This is a genomic window from Ruegeria sp. B11, assembly GCF_056539785.1.
In genome coordinates, this window is the sequence record NZ_JBQFVO010000005.1 from 154,372 (window position 1) to 171,088 (window position 16,717).

Sequence of the window (16,717 nt, forward strand, 5' to 3'; positions counted from 1 at the left end):
GCCCCGGCCGGTAGCTGGTACGGTGAAGCCGAGCGTCCGACCTGCCGCTGTCATCCGTGCGCGTGTGTTCGGTGGCGGGTATGTTTACATTGACACATGATCAATGACTGCAGGGCAGCGCAAAGCAGCCACTTGAAAACCAGGTGGCTTCCTCATCTAACGATATCCGTCTGGGTCGTTAGGGGTGTGTAGCAATGTGCCTTCAAACGCGTCGAGATCATCAGTCATTTGCAGCCAAGGCAATTTGCTTTGCTTGTTGACGTGAAAAGTCGGTTTGAAATCTTCCGGGTTTTCGAGCGACGCTGCGTAAAGGTGCATACCACCCGGATAATGATCGGCTTCAAATCCAATAGGTGATCCGCACGTCCCGCAAAAGTGCCTGAAAACGCCTTTGGAACTTTCATAAGTGCCGGGTTTATCGCCGGTCCACTCAAAGTTCTCTATCGGCACGCCTAACCAGGCAACCACCGGCGCGGCACAATTCCGACGGCAATCATCGCAGTGGCAATAGCATGCCCATGTTTGACTGCCCTGGTAGGCCCAGCTCGTTCTTTTACACAGACAATACCCGTGCGTCGCCATTCGATTTCCCTCCCAAACTCCTGAAACATAGGACGCAGGTAAGTTTTGAGATGGATATTTTGGGACGTTTCATCAGCAGAAAACGTCGGCGCTCAGGGCCAATTTGGACTCTTTCCCGCCATTTGAATGAAAATTGAGTATCTTTGGCATCAGCTCATACGCTTGGCTGATGTCCTCATGAAAAGAAACCCGCCGAAATTTGGCGGGTTTCATGTGGTTCAATGGTAGTTCGTTGCCTAGATCAGCCGAACACACGCCCCAGCGCGCCGTCTACGGCGTCGGTGATCTGATCGATGTCGTCCGCTGTCGCGATCAGCGCCGGTGAGAAGCACAGCGTGTTGTTGCGGCTGGGGATCGAGCGGTTGGTGGCACCGATGATGACGCCCTGCGCCATACAATCTGCGACAACGGCCTGAACGCGCTTTTCGTCCATCGGATCCTTGGTGGTCCGATCGGTTACCAGCTCGGCGCCGAGGAACAGACCCTTGCCGCGCACGTCGCCGATGACTTTGTGCTTTTCCATCAGCGCCTGCAGGTTGCCCATCATGCGATCACCCATGTCGACGCAGTTCTGCAGCAGGTTTTCATCCTGAATGATGCGCATGTTTTCAACCGCTGCCGCCGGACCGGCAGTGCAGCCGCCAAAGGTCGAGATATCACGGAAATAGTTCATCGGGTCTGCCGCGTCGTCCTTGAACATGTCAAAGACTTCCTCGGTGGTGACCATGCAGGCGATCGCGGCATAACCCGAGGCAACGCCCTTGGCCATGGTCACGAAGTCCGGCTTGATGCCGTACTGCTGATAGCCGAACCACGTGCCGGTCCGACCTACGCCGCAGACAACCTCGTCAATGTGCAGCAGGATGTCGTATTTCATACAGATCTCCTGCACGCGGGGCCAATAGCCTTCAGGCGCTTCGATGACGCCACCGCCTGCGGTCACGGGCTCAAGGCACAGGGCGCCAACGGTGTCGGGGCCTTCGCGCAGGATGACCTCTTCGATCTGATCTGCAGCCCATTCGCCAAAGTTCTCTTCCGGTGCGCCGTCCAGCTCGTGCTTGCGGTACTCCATGCAGTGAGGCACGCGCACGAAATCGGGTGCAAAGGGACCGTATTGTGCGGTGCGCTCGTCCTGACCACCTGCCGACATGGTCGCCAGGGTGGAGCCGTGATAGTCGCGGTCGCGATACAGGATCTTGGTTTTCTTGCCGCCATATTTCTTGTGCGCGATCTGGCGGATCATCTTGAACGCCTTCTCGTTCGCCTCAGAACCTGAGTTGGTGTAGTACACGCGGCTCATGCCCGGCATCTTGTCGATCAGCATTTCCGCGAAATTCGAACCGGGGATCGAGCCTGCGGTGTTGGCGAAGTAGCACAGCTTCATCAGCTGGTCATAAACCGCCTTACAGATAGATTCGCGGCCATAGCCCACGTTCACGGTCCAGACACCGCCTGATACGGCATCCAGGTGCTCTTTGCCCTTTTGGTCCCACACGCGCATGCCTTTGCCTTCGACAATGATACGGGGATCGTTGGTCTCAAACGGCTTGTGCTGGATCAGGTGATGCCAGAGGTGGGCGCGGTCGGCTTCGACGACGCGGGAAAGATCGTTTTCGTTGAACGTGCCGTCCATGACATGTCCTTTCAAAAGTGGGGCGCGCGGGGAATCAGTAGGTCCCGGCGGGCGCAAAGTGACGTGATACTGCAGATCAACGCGAATGGTGCGCGTGAAGTAGGGCCAGATTAGCCCATAGGATATCTCCAGTGTAGCTCAAACGCGTATTAATACGGGTTTGTTATGACGTAAACTTTGTGCTCAATACGACAATCTGACGAGTTTGGGAGGATCGCCGGATGACAGCCACACCTATCTACCAGCAACATCTGGATAAAACCCCGGCGAATTTCACGCCGTTGTCTCCGCTGAGCTATCTTGAGCGGACGGCGGCAGTGTATCCGGATTACCCATCCGTTGTGTATGGCGAGCGCCGGTATAGCTGGGCAGAAACCTATGCGCGGAGCCGACGTCTGGCCAGCGCGCTGACTACGCGTGGCGTAGGCGTGGGCGATACAGTCTCGATCATCGCGGCCAATATCCCCGAGCTGTATGAGGCGCATTTTGGCGTGCCCATGGCAGGGGCGGTGCTGAACGCGATCAACACGCGGTTGGATGCGCCGATCATCGCCTTCATTCTGAACCATGCCGAAGCCAAGGTTCTGCTGGTCGATCCCGAGTTTTCAGGCGTCGTGAAACAGGCGTTAGCGCAGGTGGATCACAACATTCTGGTGATCGACATCGAAGACGCCAGTTTTGACGGTGGCGAGCGATTGGGAGATCTGACCTATGAGGGTCTGCTGGCCGAGGGTGATCCAGAGTTCGACTGGTCTTTGCCCGCAGATGAATGGGATGCGATCACGCTGAACTATACTTCGGGCACCACCGGCAACCCCAAAGGTGTAGTCTATCACCACCGCGGCGCGGCGCTGAATGCAACGTCGAACATTCTGACATGGGGGATGCCGCAGCATTCGGTCTATCTGTGGACCTTGCCGATGTTCCACTGCAACGGCTGGTGTTTCCCGTGGACGATGGCGGCCAATGCGGGCACCTCCGTCTGCCTGCGCGCCGTACGGGACGAACCGATCTATCGCGCCTTCCGAGAAGAGGGCGTAACTCATTTCTGCGGCGCGCCGATCGTGCTGAACATGCTGGCCAATGCACCGGATCACCTCAAGGATTTCACGCAGCAGATTAAGGCGATGACCGCTGGCGCTCCACCGCCGGCCAAGGTGATCGAAGCGATGGAAGGGATGGGTGTCGAGGTGACCCATGTTTATGGGTTGACCGAGACTTATGGTCCATCCGTCGTCTGCGCGTGGAAGGACGAATGGAACGACAAGGGTGCAGACGACCGCGCCGCGCTCAAGGTGCGTCAGGGTGTGAAATACGTGGCATTGTCTGGCTTGATGGTTGCAGACCCGGAAACCATGGAGCCTGTTCCTTCGGATGGCGAAACCATGGGTGAGATATTCATGCAGGGCAACATTGTCATGAAGGGCTATCTCAAGAACGCTGAGGCGACAGACAAAGCCTTCAAAGGCGGGTGGTTTGCCTCGGGCGATCTGGGGGTGATGCATCCGGATGGCTATATCGCGCTGAAGGATCGGTCCAAGGACATCATCATCTCGGGCGGCGAGAATATCTCATCCGTTGAGGTCGAAGACACGCTTTATAAACACCCGGCCGTGATGGAGGCGGCGGTGGTGGCCCGCCCGGATGAGAAATGGGGTGAAACGCCGTGTGCATTTGTTGAATTGAAACCGCAGGCAGAGGCGAATGAGGCGGAGATCATCGCTTTCTGCCGGGATCACATGGCCCATTTCAAAGCACCCAAGACGGTTGTGTTTGGGGCGTTGCCCAAGACGTCGACGGGGAAGATTCAGAAGTTCATCCTGCGCGACCGGGCGCGTGAATTGGCTTAATCGAAGATCGACAAATCAAGCGGCAGCATCTCGCCCATCCAGATAGCGCGATCCCGGTGATCAGCCACGTGATCGCCGGTTTCTGGATGGGTGAAAATGGTCAGCCCTTGCCGGTTCAGGATCAGCCAGGGAAAGACCTGATCAAAGGCTTCGGCTGGAAAGCCCAGCTGGCAACTCCATCGCGGATGCGGGCCAACATTGCGCGCATGCATGTGGCCCATCTGGACAGCGGGAAACAGACGCGCGGCCTCTTCACAGACCTGCCGTGCCGTGTCCTGAGTGTCGGCGTCGAAATAGACATGGGCGTGGTAGCCGGTGATCTTGGGCATGGGGTTCTCCATCTGTCGTTGCATAGAAACCTAAGGACGGCGCGAGGATTTGTGCACCCGCACCGCCACACAGACTCTGTGCGCCGGTTCAGAGCGGAGCGTGCAGGTCAGGATGGGCTGCGGCAAAGGCCGAATGCTCGGCGCAGACGGCCTCGAGTGCTGTCAGGCGTGGCATATCGGATAGATCAACTTCCCACCGGCGCGCATTATAAAGCTGTGGGATCAGGCAGATATCGGCCAGGCCCGGCGTTTCACCGGTGCAGAACGGGGATTGATCAAAGCCGCCCAGCAGCGATTCAAACGCGAGCAGACCCGGCCGGATGAAGTGACGCATCCAGTCGCCGGGCATGTCGCCTGCACCTTGGCTGAGCGCGGTGGCATGTTTGGCAACCGACAGATTGCAGACCGGATGGATATCCACCGCGATACTGTGCGCCAATGCCCGCGCCGCGGCTCGCTTGGCCGGATCGGTTGGCAGCAGACCCAGTTCGCGGGTCTCATCCAGATAATCGATGATCGCCAGCGATTGGGTCAACCGAACCCCATCGATATCCAGCACCGGGACCAGACCTTGCGGGTTGCGGTCCAAATGATCCGGGGCGCGATGCGCCCCGTTCACCAGATCCACGACGACCGGGCGGTAGGTGATCCCAGCCAGATTCAGTGCAATCCGCACCCGGTAACTGGCGGACGAACGCCAGTAATCAAACAGAACCACTTCGGACATACGATGGTTAGCCTTTGCTTAGTTCCTTGGCATGCAGCCAGTCGGCATGCTGAGGGGCTCGTTTTGTGCGCGACCATTCTTCGAGCATATCCCATTTGACCGAATCCAGCCGGGCCAGCATGGCCTCTTCCTCGGGGTCGGGGCAAGCCAGTTCCACCCGGTGACCGTTCGGATCGAAGAAATAGATCGAATGAAAGATCGAATGATCCGTGACACCCAGAACCTCGACGCCGTTGGCTTCGAGATGGTCCTTGAATGCGATCAGCTCATCACGGTCCTTCACCTTGAATGCGATGTGCTGCACCCAAACCGGCGTGTTGGGATCGCGCCCCATTTCCGGCTTGGTAGGCAGCTCAAAAAACGCCAGCACATTGCCATTTCCGGCATCCAGAAACAGGTGCATGTAGGGATCAGGTTCATGGGTGGAAGGCACATGGTCTTCGGCAATCGCCAGAATGAAATCCATGTTCAGCATCTTGCCATACCATTCTACGGTCTCTTTCGCGTCCTTGCAGCGATAGGCGACGTGGTGAATCTGTTCGATTTTCATGGGCTTACTCCTGTTTCAGGGCTGCGGCGTCCAACGCCTGCTTCAGCACCGCGTTGTCGCCGATGTGGTTTGCCAGAACCAGCACAAGGCGCGCGTTGAACGCATCGCTTTCGGCTTTCTCAAGCCCTTCATGGGCGGCCACCAGATCGGCATAGAAATCGTCTGCCTGGGTCAGATTGGATGAGAGGATCAGATCAGCCATGTCGCTTACTCCTTGCCTGTGGCGCGGCGCACCGCGTGCCGGAATGCATTTTCTTCGTAGGTGTCGCGGCGGGCGGCCACGTGCTGATCGGGACGGATCAGATAAACCGCTCCGCTGGCATCGCCTAAATAGCGGCGCTTCAGCGTTAGGGTCGGGTCGTCTTTGACCGAGAGTGCCAGGCGTTTGACGATGATGCCATCGACCTCGATCTCATCTGGTGCATCGGCGTCGATGGTCAGCAGCGTGAACTGTCCAGCCAGTTTAGGCAGTAGAAAGCCGTCACCCAAAGGCGCATCGGGGCAGGACGCTCCGGGACGCGTCTGCGTCGGCCCGTTCAACGCATCCGCCGAATTCAACGACGAGCCGTCATAGACGCAAGGTACGCTCAGGCGGCCAGAATTCACCATCGGGCGGGCGAAGTCATAGTGCTCGCTCAAGTCCAGCACCGCGTCGCGCAGGATGCGTGACATCTGCGATTTCGGGGTGATGAAATCGGTCGAGCGGGTTGAGTTCAGGATATTCTCGTCCGCGCCGTGAATGCGTTCCTGATCGTAACTGTCCAGCAAAGATTCAGGGGCGTTGCCCTCAATCACCAGTTTCAGTTTCCAGCACAGGTTGTCGGTATCCTGCACGCCCGAGTTTGCGCCCCGTGCGCCAAACGGGCTGACCTGATGGGCACTGTCACCGGCAAAGATCACGCGGCCATGGCGGAATTGCTCCATCCGGCGGCACTGGAAGGTGTAGATGCTGACCCATTCCAGCTCGAAATTTACCTCCTCGCCCAGCATGGCCTTGAGGCGCGGGATCACGTTTTCCGGGCGCTTTTCGCGTTCCTTGTCGATATCCCATCCCAGTTGCAGATCGATGCGCCAGACGCCATCGGGTTGTTTATGCAGCAACGCAGATTGGCCTTTGTTGAACGGCGGATCGAACCAGAACCAGCGTTCCGAGGGGAAATCGGCCTCCATAATCACATCAGCGATCAGGAAGTTGTCTTCGAACACGCGGCCGACAAAATCCTTACCCATCATTGCGCGCATGGGTGAGCCCGCGCCGTCGCAGGCGATGACCCAATCCGCCTCGATGGTGTATGAACCCTCAGGCGTTTCGACCTCAAGCTTGACGTGATCGGGGTGGGTTCCAACGGCTTCGACCTTGTTGCGGCCGCGGATTTCGATCGGTGCACCCTGCGCTTGCAATTCGCGGACGCGGTCGACCAGAAACTGCTCGAAATAGTATTGCTGCAGGTTGATGAAGGCCGGGCGCTGATCGCCGCTGTCGGGCTGCAGGTCGAACTCGTAGACCTGACGTTCGTCGAAGAACACCTTGCCCTTGTTCCAAAGAACGCCCTTATCCACCATCGGCTGCCCGCAGCCCAGACGGTCGAGGATTTCCAGCGGGCGCTTGGCAAAACAAATGGCGCGGCTGCCGAAGCTGACCTTGTCGTTGTCGTCCAGCACCAGCACCTCGACCCCTTGCTGGGCCAGATCGATGGCGGCGGCCAGACCCACCGGACCGGCCCCGACAACGATGACCTTGTGGCGCACGGGCGCTGGCGCGGATTGATCCGGGCTGGCCTCGTAGGCATAAAGTGGAACTTCAAAAATCTTGTTCACTCTCTCTCTCCCATTTCTGGCGCATCGGGCGCACCTCATCTGTTCCCCGGCACAGTTGCGCCGGAGGTCTTGCGTTAGAGTTTCACCATCAAATCCGGGCCGCCACGATCTGGATCAAATCCGGCCCGGAATTCTTAGCCCTGCAGGGCCTCCCACATCTCCAGATCGCGCTGGGCGGTCCAGATACGGGGCGTGTCGATGCCGCGGGCCTCGTCATAGGCGCGGGCAACATTGAAGGGCAGGCAGTGTTCGTAGATCGCATAGTCAGCGAATTTTGGGTCGCATTCTGCGCGCACGGCGTCCCAGGCTTCTTTCAGGCTGCCACCGCGCGCCGCAACCTTGGCCGCCGGGCGATAGGTGCTTTCGACGAAATCGCGAGTGTTCTCGATGGCCGCATTGACCATGTCCTTACCAACCAGAGCGTCGCCGCGCCCTGGCGCGATGGCGTCCACGTCAAACCACTTGATCTCATCCAGCGTATCGCCCCAATCGCCGAAATGCCCGTCGCCGCAATAGCAGGCCGAGTGGTATTCGACGATATCACCGGTGAACATGACGTTCTGATCGGGCACGTGGATGACGATATCGCCAGCGGTATGGGCGCGGCCCAGATGCATCAGGTCGATCCGGCGGTTGCCCAGATAAACCGTCATAGTGTCGCTGAAGGTGGTGGTGGGCCATGTGAGGCCGGGAATGCTCTCATGCCCTTCGAACAGGCGGGGGAAGCGTTGGAATTCGCTGTCCCAGTCTTCCTGACCGCGTTCAACCACCATGGCGCGCGCCATATCCGACATCAGGATCTGTTGCGCACCAAAGGCGCTCGCGCCCAGCACGCGTACTGCGTGGTAATGGGTCAGCGCCACATGGGTGATCGGCTTGTCAGTCACCGACCGCACGCATTCGATCACCTTGTTGGCCAGACGCGGGGTCGCCTGTGCCTCGACAATCATCACGCTGTCATCGCCGATGATCACGCCCGAATTCGGATCGCCTTCGGCGGTGAAGGCATACAGCCCTTCGCCCACCTCGGTGAAGCTGATTTTCTTTTCCGACATGTCCCCCTGGGACGCAAATACCTTGGCCATATCAGTGATTTCCCTTCTGGACAGCGACTGGCTTTGATGATGTTGTCGCCATATGTTTGAACGTCGATTTTTGCCTTATTGGGCAACCGCTTGTGTTGTCATTGCCTGCGCCATCATCCTGCTGTGGATGGGCCGCGAACCGATTTGCAAATGCGGGTTTGTCAAGCTGTGGCATGGTGAAACCTTCAGTTCCGAAAGCTCGCAGCATCTGACCGATTGGTACACGCCCAGCCACATCATTCATGGCTTTCTGTTTTACGGTCTTCTGTGGCTGGTGGCGCGCCGCCTTGCCGTTGGCTGGCGGTTGTTCATCGCCACCTTGATAGAAGTCGCGTGGGAGATTTCCGAGAACACCAATGCCGTGATCGAACATTACCGCGCGGTCACGATCTCGCTGGATTACTACGGCGACAGTGTCGTCAACTCGATCGCCGATATTGGCGCTATGATGCTGGGGTTCTGGTTGGCGCGTCGCCTGCCGATCTGGATGACGGTCACCATTGCGCTGGGATTCGAGATCCTGACCACCACGCTGATCCGCGATGGTCTGACGCTGAACGTGCTGATGCTGCTTTATCCCATCGAGGCCGTTAAGGACTGGCAGAGCGCGCTCTGAATATGCGGACTGGACCTGCATCAATCTCTGGCGAATGGATTTTCGAGTGCGGGCAGCACGGTGCCGGTGCAATCGCCGAACCCGATGGTATAGCCGTCGCCCTTGGCTGCGCCGGTCAGGGTCAGCGTGTCGCCGTTCTCGATGAAGGTGCGGGTCTCGCCTGTGTCCAGCGTCAGTGGCTCTTTCCCGCCCCAGCTGAGTTCCAGAAGTGATCCGCGCTCTGGCTTGTTCGGCCCCGAAATGGTGCCGGACCCCAACAGGTCGCCCGTGTTCATCGGACACCCAGACGTCGAGTGATGCGCTAACTGCTGCGCCGCCGAGTAGTACATCTCGCGATAATTGGTTCGTGCGATGGTCGTGGCGTCTTTATTCTCGGGCGCCATCGTCACGGCCAAATCGATGTCATAGAGCATCGGGCCGCAATCCTTCAGGTGGTCCAGCAGGGCAAACTCACGATCGGGCGTATCGCAGCGGAACGGTTCCAGCGCCGCTTTGGTCACGATCCACGAGCTGATCGAGGTCGCGGTCGCCTTGGCCTGAAATGGCCCCAGCGGCTGGTATTCCCAGGCCTGAATATCACGCGCGGACCAGTCGTTTAGCAGGACATAGCCAAAGATGTTGTCATCGGCTTCCTGCACCGTGATCGGCCCATCCGAGGGTGTGCCGACGATAGCGCCCATCTCAAGCTCGATGTCAAAGCGGCGGCTGGGCAGGAAAGCAGGCAGCTCCTGATCGGGCGATTTCAACTGACCCCAGGGGCGACGGATATCCGTGCCTGAAACGACAACAGACGACGCGCGGCCGTTATAGCCGATGGGGATGTGCAGCCAGTTCGGCGGCAACGCGTTTTCCGGACCGCGGAACATGGTGCCCACGTTCTGGGCATGGTGGCGGCCCGCGTAGAAATCGGTGTACTCGCTGACGGCAAAGGGCATGTGCATCTCGGCCTCGTCCTGCGGGATCAACAGACCTTCGATCTTGTGCTGTTCGTCCGAATCTTCAGCCAATAGCGTAGTTAGGCGGTCGCGCAATGCAGCCCATACGGCAGGGCCTTCTTCCATCAGCGGATTCCAGAAGGGCAGATCGAACAGCGGCTCATCCGACAGCGCGATTAATCCATCAGCTTCGGCAGCAGTCACGTCGAAGATCATGTCGCCGATGGCAACGCCGCAGCGGGGCTCGGTGGTTTCGGTCGAGAACACGCCATAAGGCAGGTTGTTCAGCGGGAAGGGGTGGTCGGCGGAATTGGCCGATGCGACCCAGGATTTCTTCAAAGGCATATTGCGTCCTTATGTCTTTCGGTTACGAGGCGGCGCGCAGGGATTTGAAGCCCAGCAGGACTGCCGCCAATATCATGAAGCTGCCACCGATCCGGTCGAGCCAAAGCCTTGCGGGCCCCTGCAGGCGCCGGGCCAGCCAACTGGCAGTGGAGCCATAGGCCATCAGAAACAACCCGTCTATGATCAGATATGTGGCCGAGAGGAGGGCGAATTGCGGCCAGAATGGCAACGCGCCATCGATGAACAGCGGAAACAGAGCGGCGAAGAACACCACTGCCTTGGGATTCGCGGCAGAGGTGATGAAGCCCTGCATCCAGAGCGCCTTGCGGCTGGCACGTGGCGCATCGTTGGTTTCGGCAACACGTGCCTTCACGATTTGCTTGACGCCGAGATAGACCAGATAGGCCACGCCCAACCACTTGATCACGGTAAAGGCGGTCCCGGACGTGGCGATCAGGGCAGCCAGACCCAGACCGGCGGCCAACATTTGAAAGAAATTGGCCGTCAAATCACCCGCAGCGGTAAAAAAACCTCGCCGCAGCCCATTGGTTGCCGAGTTCGACAGCATCAGCAACTGGCTTGGCCCCGGTGTGCTCATCAGCAGCAACACCGTCGCCACATAGGTGATCCAGATATCAAAACTCATCTCGTCTCCGGTGATCCTTCAACTTGTCACTTGTCGAATAATAGTTGATTTTGTAACTAACAAGGATGACCCAGCCTAAAAATGACCAAAAAGATGAGTTTGATTTGCGAAATTTCCTGCCGTTCCTGTTGAATCAGGCGGCCGAGGAAAGTTCGCTTGAGTTTCAGCGCGTTTACAAGGATCGCTACGGAATGCTGCGCACCGAATGGAGGGTGCTGTTTCATCTGGGCAATCATGGTGAGATGACCGCACGCGACATTGTTGAGCGTGCCAAAATCCACAAAACCAAGGTCAGCCGTGCGGTCAGCCGATTGCAACAGCGCCGATATCTGCAAAGGTTGCGGGATGAAAATGACCGGCGGGTTGAGCGGCTATCGCTGACCTCGGCTGGCCAGAAGGTTTATCGCGAGTTAAGCGGTATCGCGCAGGATTATGATCAGAAACTGGCATCGCGTTTCACCACGGGTGAGGCCGCTTTGCTGCGCATGATGCTGCGACGTCTGGCCGGAATGGATTAGGGTACTGGTAATCCGGTACAGCTGCCCCCAGATCAACGTCATAACGGACACAGGAACGACACATGACAGCGCCGGTTTCCCCAACGGCAAAATCCCATGATCTGATAGATTGGTTGGTGACCCGAGGCCTGGAAGGGGCCGACAAACAAGAACTTCTGGACGGGTATTGCACCCGTTTAGTTGATCTTGGTGTGCCCTTGATGCGCTTTCATGCGGCGCAACCGGCCTTGCATCCCGTCTATGGCGGAACGGGCTATAGCTGGTACCGCAGCAAAGGAAGTAATCTGGAAACCTTCGAGTATTCCGAAGAGCCCAGTGAAGTTTGGACACAAAGTCCGCTGTATGCCGTATTGCACGAAGATATCGATGCTATCCGTGAACGGCTGGTCGACCAGAACGAACCCAGCCGCTTTCCTCTGCTAAACGAGTTGCGGGAAAACGGAGCCACGGACTATTACGCGACTGGCATCAGCTTTGATGTGCCGGCTCAACGCAACCCCTATGATGCGAAAGAGGCAATCGACGGCGTCTTGATGTCCTGGTCCAGCAATGCGCCGGAAGGATTCTGCGACGATGATCTGGACGTAATCAATACGGCGTTACCGCATCTGGGGCTGGCTCTGAAGTCAGCCTCGAACGCGCGGGTGTCGAAAGATTTGATGCGGGTTTATCTGGGGCGCGATGCCGGTCGTCGGGTCTTGTCCGGTGAAATCCGTCGCGGGTCACTGCAGCAGATTGATGCGGTGATCTGGAACTTCGATCTGGAAGGGTTCACCAGCCTGTCAGAAGAGATGCCAGGGATCGAAGTCATAGATATGCTGAATGACTACCTGGGTGTGGTGGTCGATGTTGTTCATCAATGCGAAGGCAACATCCTGAAGTTCATGGGCGACGGTGTCATGGCGATGTTTGATGTCGGCGAGATCGATGCCGATGCCCGCGCTGCGCTGGCTGCGGCGACCATGCTGCAAGAGCGTATGGCCGAATTGAACACTCAGCGGAGTTCACGGGGACAACCGGTTTCGAACTATACGCTGGCATTGCACTCTGGTGAGATCCTCTATGGAAACATCGGCTCCGAAAGTCGGCTGGATTTCACGGTAATTGGTCCGGCGGTCAACCAGACGTCCAGAATTGCGGGGATGCATCGGTCACTGGGGCAGCGCATCCTGATTTCCGACGATGTAGCCCGCGCGGCCCATCCCTGCGATCAGGATCTGATCTCGGTCGGTCGCTATATGTTGCGGGGCGTGGCAGAGCCGAAAGAGCTGTTTACGATTTACAGAACGGCGGGCTAACCGATCACCGACACCTGTGCCAACGCGTGCGACTGCTGCTGCGCACGATTTCATAGAATGAAATCGATCCGGAAACTTTTAAATTTTCCGGGGTCTTGGGCGGATATGTTGGGTAATTCGAGCTGTGGTCGCTCAGAAATCGATCTCAACACCCGGCAAGCTCAGTTCCTTCATCATGTCGCGCAGTTCCTGGCGTGCGGCGATGTTGGAGATATTGAGCTGCTTGACCCCGATATCCTTGAGGTCCAGCAAAGTCAGTCCGCGCGGGAACAACTCGCGGAAAATCACTCGCTCGGAAAAGCCCGAGGCGACGCGGAAGCCGATGCGCTGTGACAGCATTTCGATCGCGCGTTGCATCTTTTCCTTGTTGACCATGCGCTGGGTCCCGACCCGGTTGCGCACCACTACCCAATCGATGGGTTTCAGCCCGGCCTGTGCACGCAATTGGCGCGCGTTCCAGACCATCTCGGAATAGACCGAGGGGCCAAGGATTCTCTCACCTTTGGAATCGATCCGCGCCAGCAGGTCAAAATCGATGAAACTGTCGTTCAGCGGTGTAATCAGCGTATCGGCCAGCGAATGTGCAACCTGGCTGAGTCGAGTGTGCGAACCGGGGCAGTCGATCAGGATGAAATCGCTATCGCTTTCCAGTTCGGCCACGGCGGCTGAAAGGCGGTGGTCATAAATGTTTTCACCGGGTTGCAGAGCGCTGGCGTCAATCTCGGGCAGGTCGTGGTGGCGTGGGCTGGGCAGAGACAGGTCCGAGCCGTTCAGGAAGTTCAAGCGGTTCTCGAAATACCGGCCCAGACTGCGCTGCCGCAGGTCAAGATCGAGTGTGCTGACCTTGTGCCCCAGCCGTGCCAATGCGGTGGCCACATGCATCGACACGGTTGATTTGCCTGCGCCGCCCTTTTCGTTCCCGACCACAATGATATGTGCCATGCCTGTATTCCCAAGTCCCGCCGTGTTTGCCTACACGTTGTTGGCAGCCACTATATGTTGTGTGAGCTAAGAAGGGAAGAACCTCGGGCCGTCTTGGGCGCTATTATCAGGCCTCAAATTGGAAAAGTGCTTGGTACTTGGGGGTTAGGGTAAATCCTTGCCAAACACACACCCCTGTTTCACTGTCCATCCTATGGATTTGTGATCGAGGGCAGCCATTGGATCATCTGTTTCTGAACGTTTTGAACGTGGTTCTGCCTGTCCTGATTTGCGCTGGAATCGGTTACGCTCTGGCTTTGATCAAGGCCCCCTATGACAACAAGGTCATTGGCGGGATCGTCTCGCGGGTCGGGTATCCGACGCTGATTATCTCGCACCTTTCAACCACCCAGATTGCGGTCGGCACCTTTCTTGATGTCATGATGGCCGCCGCTTTGGCGATTGCAGGTTTTGGGCTGTTGGGGCTTGTCGCGCTCAAACTGATGCGGCTGCCGGTGCGGGCATTTCTGACGCCACTGATGCATGGCAATGTCGGCAATATCGGCCTGCCCATTACCCTTTTGGCGCTGGGCGATGCGGGAATGGCCTATACGATGGCATTTGTGGTGGTTGTGCTGATCAGTATCTTCACGATCGGCATGTGGATTCCGGCCGGAGAGTTCTCGCCCAAGAAACTGGCGACTTCGCCGATTATTTACGCGGTCGCACTGTCGCTGGTGTTGATGGCGACGGGCACCAGCCTGCCGCAACCGGTGGCCAAATCCTTTGATATTCTGGGAGGTCTTTCAATCCCGCTGATGTTGCTGACGCTGGGCCACACGCTGGCGACCCTGCGGATCAAAAGCCTTGGCCGAGCCGTTTTGCTGACAGCGCTGCACCTGCTGATGGCTGCGGTGATTGCCAGCGCGTTGGTCTGGAGCTTCGGCTTCACCGGGGCTGAGCGGGGCGCGGTGATCCTGTGCTGTTTGATGCCATCCTCTGTCGCGACCTATTTGTTTATCGATCAGCATGTGCCGGAATACGGACCCGATGTGGCCGGGTTCATTCTGGTTTCGACTCTGTCCACGATCCTGGTGCTGCCAGTGGCGCTGTCCTACTGGATCTAATAGGCGCTGGGCGCGCAGCGCGCTAAAAACAGTATCTATCAGCAAAAAACCGTTTAATAATAGGCACAACACGGTGCCCGAAGGGCCAGCGCGCTATTCCTGAACGGGGGACAGGCAGATGCCAAAAGACGTCACTGAGGACATATCCGGCGCGGGAGGGGCACGTCTGGTTCTGGTGATGACCGCGCTGTGCATGATGGTTGTTGGCTTCAACACAACCGCCGTTGCGACGATCCTGCCAAATCTGAAGGCCGAGTTCGATCTGTCGCCTTCCAGCCTGCAATGGGTGATGGCGATCTATACAGTGGTTAGCGCGACCCTCGTCACCATCGTCAGCCGACTTGGCGATATCACCGGCAAGATGGGCGTCTTCTTTGCCGGAATGATCGTGTTCGGTCTTGGCTCGGCCCTTGTATTGTTTTCGCAGGATGCAGCCATGTTGCTGGCAGGCCGCGGGGCCCAAGGTGCCGGGGCGGCAGCGCTGTTTGGCACCTCGCTTTCGCTGCTAACTGCCGCCACGCCTGAGGAACAACGGGCCAGCGTCACCGGTGCCTGGGGCGCAATCGTCGGGCTGGCAATCGGCGTTGGTCCGATTGTTGGCGGCGCGTTTGCACATTACCTCAGCTGGCGCGGCGTATTTGCCACCGATCTTGCGCTGCTGATCGTGGCGTTTGCGGTCGGGTTGCGGGTCAGCAAAGAGCATTACGTCCCCGACACCCGTCTTGCAGGCGCAAAGTTCGATCTTGCGGGTGCAGTCGCATTGGTCCTGCTGCTTGGCCCGCTATCCTTCGCGCTCAGCAACGGGGAAAGCCACGGATGGGCCACAAGATCGACCCTGATCCCGCTTGCCGTGTCGGCTGTAGCGGTGATTGCACTGATCATCACCTCGCGCCGCAGCGCGGACCCTCTGATCGAGCTGCGCTACTTCCGCCACCCCCGTTATTTCATGGCGGCGGCAGGGATGTTCATTACCGGCTTCGCGCTGTTCAGCTTTTTCGTCTATTTCAACGTCTTCGTGCAATCGCCAGATGCGTTTGGCCTGTCCGCTGTTGGGGCGGGGGTGGCGATCCTGCCGTTGAGCCTCAGTATGTTCGTCGTGTCTGTGGTGGCTCCGCGTTTTCTTGCACCTTACAGTTTTCGATGGCCGGTGATCCTGGGCATGGGGTTCATGACCTGTGGGTTCATGCTGTTGACGACAACGACGAACACAACAGGCATGGGTGCGATTTGGTGGAAGCTGGTGATTATCGGGATCGGGCTTGGCATCGGTTTTTCGTTATTGCCGCGTCTCGGGCTGCGCTTGTTGCCGGAAGAACATATGGGGCAGGGCTCGGGCGTAGTGAATGCGTTCCTTTATTTTGGGGCCACGCTTGGTGCGGTTGTCGGCGGGTTGGCTGAAGCGATCACCACCCGGCGCGGCCTGACCGAAGTGATCAACGCCTTGCCCACCGGGTCCGAGCAACGGGCCGACCTGGCCCATGCACTGACACATGGCACCGCCAGTCAGGTGCAGCAGCTTATAGCGGCGCTTGATCCGACCACGGGCGAAGCGTTGGCGCGCGCCTTACGAGATCTGCAGGATGATGCATTTAACAGTGCCATGCTTGTCGCCGCTATCGCTGCGCTTTTGGGGATGATCCTGGCTGCCGTAATGCTGCGAGGCCCCGTGCCTCCACCGCACAGCGCGGTTGATCTGACAAGGGACTGATCGTCGGTGGGGCCACTTGTGACCGGCAC

17 protein-coding genes are annotated in these 16,717 nt (G+C 58.0%); 6 read left to right on the top strand and 11 right to left on the bottom strand.

The features are described 5' to 3' along the window. Positions 1 to 156: 156 nt before the first annotated feature. Together ACR0I1_RS16715 and ACR0I1_RS16720 are read right to left on the bottom strand one after the other, a co-directional pair. Positions 157 to 582 (bottom strand): GFA family protein, encoded by a 426-nt coding sequence (locus ACR0I1_RS16715; RefSeq protein ID WP_223116959.1) that lies wholly within the window; start codon positions 580 to 582, stop codon positions 157 to 159. A gap of 241 nt (positions 583 to 823) precedes the next feature. Beyond that, positions 824 to 2,215, bottom strand: a complete 1,392-nt coding sequence (locus tag ACR0I1_RS16720; protein WP_480707365.1) for an aminotransferase family protein — start codon at positions 2,213 to 2,215, stop codon at positions 824 to 826. Between the two features lie 221 nt (positions 2,216 to 2,436). On the opposite strand from ACR0I1_RS16720, the gene ACR0I1_RS16725 reads away from it, so the two are divergent. Continuing rightward, positions 2,437 to 4,065 carry an acyl-CoA synthetase gene (locus ACR0I1_RS16725; RefSeq protein ID WP_480707366.1) on the top strand — a complete coding sequence of 543 codons (1,629 nt, stop codon included), beginning with the start codon at positions 2,437 to 2,439 and terminating at the stop codon, positions 4,063 to 4,065. Here the strand turns inward: ACR0I1_RS16725 and ACR0I1_RS16730 are convergent. The 6 genes from ACR0I1_RS16730 to ACR0I1_RS16755 all read right to left on the bottom strand — a co-directional run bounded on the left by ACR0I1_RS16730 (position 4,062) and on the right by ACR0I1_RS16755 (position 8,574). After that, positions 4,062 to 4,394, bottom strand: coding sequence for a DOPA 4,5-dioxygenase family protein (locus tag ACR0I1_RS16730; RefSeq protein WP_170802222.1), 333 nt, complete (start codon positions 4,392 to 4,394; stop codon positions 4,062 to 4,064). The genes ACR0I1_RS16725 and ACR0I1_RS16730 overlap by 4 nt on opposite strands. Positions 4,395 to 4,482: 88 nt before the next feature. Continuing rightward, complete coding sequence (gene maiA / locus ACR0I1_RS16735) at positions 4,483 to 5,121, bottom strand: maleylacetoacetate isomerase (protein WP_480707367.1); 639 nt, start codon at positions 5,119 to 5,121, stop codon at positions 4,483 to 4,485. Between the two features lie 7 nt (positions 5,122 to 5,128). Next, the gene (locus tag ACR0I1_RS16740; RefSeq protein WP_480562532.1) at positions 5,129 to 5,671 is read right to left on the bottom strand and encodes a VOC family protein; all 543 of its coding nucleotides are present in this window, start codon (positions 5,669 to 5,671) and stop codon (positions 5,129 to 5,131) included. A gap of 4 nt (positions 5,672 to 5,675) precedes the next feature. Next, entirely contained in the window at positions 5,676 to 5,873 is a 198-nt protein-coding gene (locus ACR0I1_RS16745) for a DUF2783 domain-containing protein (protein WP_170392682.1), read from the bottom strand. A 5-nt stretch (positions 5,874 to 5,878) separates the two neighbouring features. Then, positions 5,879 to 7,489: an FAD-dependent oxidoreductase gene (locus ACR0I1_RS16750; RefSeq protein WP_170392681.1), complete on the bottom strand. Its 1,611-nt coding sequence runs from the start codon at positions 7,487 to 7,489 to the stop codon at positions 5,879 to 5,881. Positions 7,490 to 7,623: 134 nt separating this feature from the next. Beyond that, complete coding sequence (locus ACR0I1_RS16755) at positions 7,624 to 8,574, bottom strand: MBL fold metallo-hydrolase (RefSeq protein WP_480707368.1); 951 nt, start codon at positions 8,572 to 8,574, stop codon at positions 7,624 to 7,626. Positions 8,575 to 8,626: 52 nt separating this feature from the next. Between ACR0I1_RS16755 and ACR0I1_RS16760 the strand changes: the two genes are divergently transcribed. Continuing rightward, positions 8,627 to 9,190, top strand: a complete 564-nt coding sequence (locus tag ACR0I1_RS16760) for a DUF2585 domain-containing protein (RefSeq protein ID WP_480567474.1) — start codon at positions 8,627 to 8,629, stop codon at positions 9,188 to 9,190. A 20-nt stretch (positions 9,191 to 9,210) separates the two neighbouring features. On the opposite strand, the gene fahA is transcribed toward ACR0I1_RS16760, so the two are convergent. Next, positions 9,211 to 10,470, bottom strand: a complete 1,260-nt coding sequence (gene fahA / locus ACR0I1_RS16765; RefSeq protein WP_480707369.1) for a fumarylacetoacetase — start codon at positions 10,468 to 10,470, stop codon at positions 9,211 to 9,213. A gap of 22 nt (positions 10,471 to 10,492) precedes the next feature. Further along, positions 10,493 to 11,116, bottom strand: a complete 624-nt coding sequence (locus ACR0I1_RS16770; protein ID WP_480707370.1) for a LysE family translocator — start codon at positions 11,114 to 11,116, stop codon at positions 10,493 to 10,495. A gap of 65 nt (positions 11,117 to 11,181) precedes the next feature. Between ACR0I1_RS16770 and ACR0I1_RS16775 the strand changes: the two genes are divergently transcribed. Both ACR0I1_RS16775 and ACR0I1_RS16780 read left to right on the top strand, forming a co-directional pair. Next, positions 11,182 to 11,634, top strand: a complete 453-nt coding sequence (locus tag ACR0I1_RS16775; RefSeq protein ID WP_170392676.1) for a MarR family winged helix-turn-helix transcriptional regulator — start codon at positions 11,182 to 11,184, stop codon at positions 11,632 to 11,634. 62 nt (positions 11,635 to 11,696) lie between these two features. Continuing rightward, positions 11,697 to 12,932 carry an adenylate/guanylate cyclase domain-containing protein gene (locus ACR0I1_RS16780; protein ID WP_170648533.1) on the top strand — a complete coding sequence of 412 codons (1,236 nt, stop codon included), beginning with the start codon at positions 11,697 to 11,699 and terminating at the stop codon, positions 12,930 to 12,932. A 132-nt stretch (positions 12,933 to 13,064) separates the two neighbouring features. Here the strand turns inward: ACR0I1_RS16780 and ACR0I1_RS16785 are convergent, their stop codons facing one another. Then, the gene (locus tag ACR0I1_RS16785; protein ID WP_170402416.1) at positions 13,065 to 13,874 is read right to left on the bottom strand and encodes a division plane positioning ATPase MipZ; all 810 of its coding nucleotides are present in this window, start codon (positions 13,872 to 13,874) and stop codon (positions 13,065 to 13,067) included. A 218-nt stretch (positions 13,875 to 14,092) separates the two neighbouring features. Here ACR0I1_RS16785 and ACR0I1_RS16790 point away from each other — a divergent pair, with 218 nt between their 5' ends. Both ACR0I1_RS16790 and ACR0I1_RS16795 read left to right on the top strand, forming a co-directional pair. Further along, positions 14,093 to 14,980, top strand: coding sequence for an AEC family transporter (locus tag ACR0I1_RS16790; RefSeq protein ID WP_170425102.1), 888 nt, complete (start codon positions 14,093 to 14,095; stop codon positions 14,978 to 14,980). 118 nt (positions 14,981 to 15,098) lie between these two features. Beyond that, positions 15,099 to 16,688: an MFS transporter gene (locus tag ACR0I1_RS16795; RefSeq protein WP_170392671.1), complete on the top strand. Its 1,590-nt coding sequence runs from the start codon at positions 15,099 to 15,101 to the stop codon at positions 16,686 to 16,688. Positions 16,689 to 16,717 lie beyond the last annotated feature (29 nt).

Bases quoted from the DNA above. Each gene is read 5' to 3' on its own strand.
- ACR0I1_RS16715 (WP_223116959.1), bottom strand. From the start codon at position 582: ATGGCGACGCACGGGTATTGTCTGTGTAAAAGAACGAGCTGGGCCTAC.
- ACR0I1_RS16720 (WP_480707365.1), bottom strand. From the start codon at position 2,215: ATGGACGGCACGTTCAACGAAAACGATCTTTCCCGCGTCGTCGAAGCC.
- ACR0I1_RS16725 (WP_480707366.1), top strand. From the start codon at position 2,437: ATGACAGCCACACCTATCTACCAGCAACATCTGGATAAAACCCCGGCG.
- ACR0I1_RS16730 (WP_170802222.1), bottom strand. From the start codon at position 4,394: ATGCCCAAGATCACCGGCTACCACGCCCATGTCTATTTCGACGCCGAC.
- maiA (WP_480707367.1), bottom strand. From the start codon at position 5,121: ATGTCCGAAGTGGTTCTGTTTGATTACTGGCGTTCGTCCGCCAGTTAC.
- ACR0I1_RS16740 (WP_480562532.1), bottom strand. From the start codon at position 5,671: ATGAAAATCGAACAGATTCACCACGTCGCCTATCGCTGCAAGGACGCG.
- ACR0I1_RS16745 (WP_170392682.1), bottom strand. From the start codon at position 5,873: ATGGCTGATCTGATCCTCTCATCCAATCTGACCCAGGCAGACGATTTC.
- ACR0I1_RS16755 (WP_480707368.1), bottom strand. From the start codon at position 8,574: ATGGCCAAGGTATTTGCGTCCCAGGGGGACATGTCGGAAAAGAAAATC.
- ACR0I1_RS16760 (WP_480567474.1), top strand. From the start codon at position 8,627: ATGTTTGAACGTCGATTTTTGCCTTATTGGGCAACCGCTTGTGTTGTC.
- fahA (WP_480707369.1), bottom strand. From the start codon at position 10,470: ATGCCTTTGAAGAAATCCTGGGTCGCATCGGCCAATTCCGCCGACCAC.
- ACR0I1_RS16770 (WP_480707370.1), bottom strand. From the start codon at position 11,116: ATGAGTTTTGATATCTGGATCACCTATGTGGCGACGGTGTTGCTGCTG.
- ACR0I1_RS16775 (WP_170392676.1), top strand. From the start codon at position 11,182: ATGACCCAGCCTAAAAATGACCAAAAAGATGAGTTTGATTTGCGAAAT.
- ACR0I1_RS16780 (WP_170648533.1), top strand. From the start codon at position 11,697: ATGACAGCGCCGGTTTCCCCAACGGCAAAATCCCATGATCTGATAGAT.
- ACR0I1_RS16785 (WP_170402416.1), bottom strand. From the start codon at position 13,874: ATGGCACATATCATTGTGGTCGGGAACGAAAAGGGCGGCGCAGGCAAA.
- ACR0I1_RS16795 (WP_170392671.1), top strand. From the start codon at position 15,099: ATGCCAAAAGACGTCACTGAGGACATATCCGGCGCGGGAGGGGCACGT.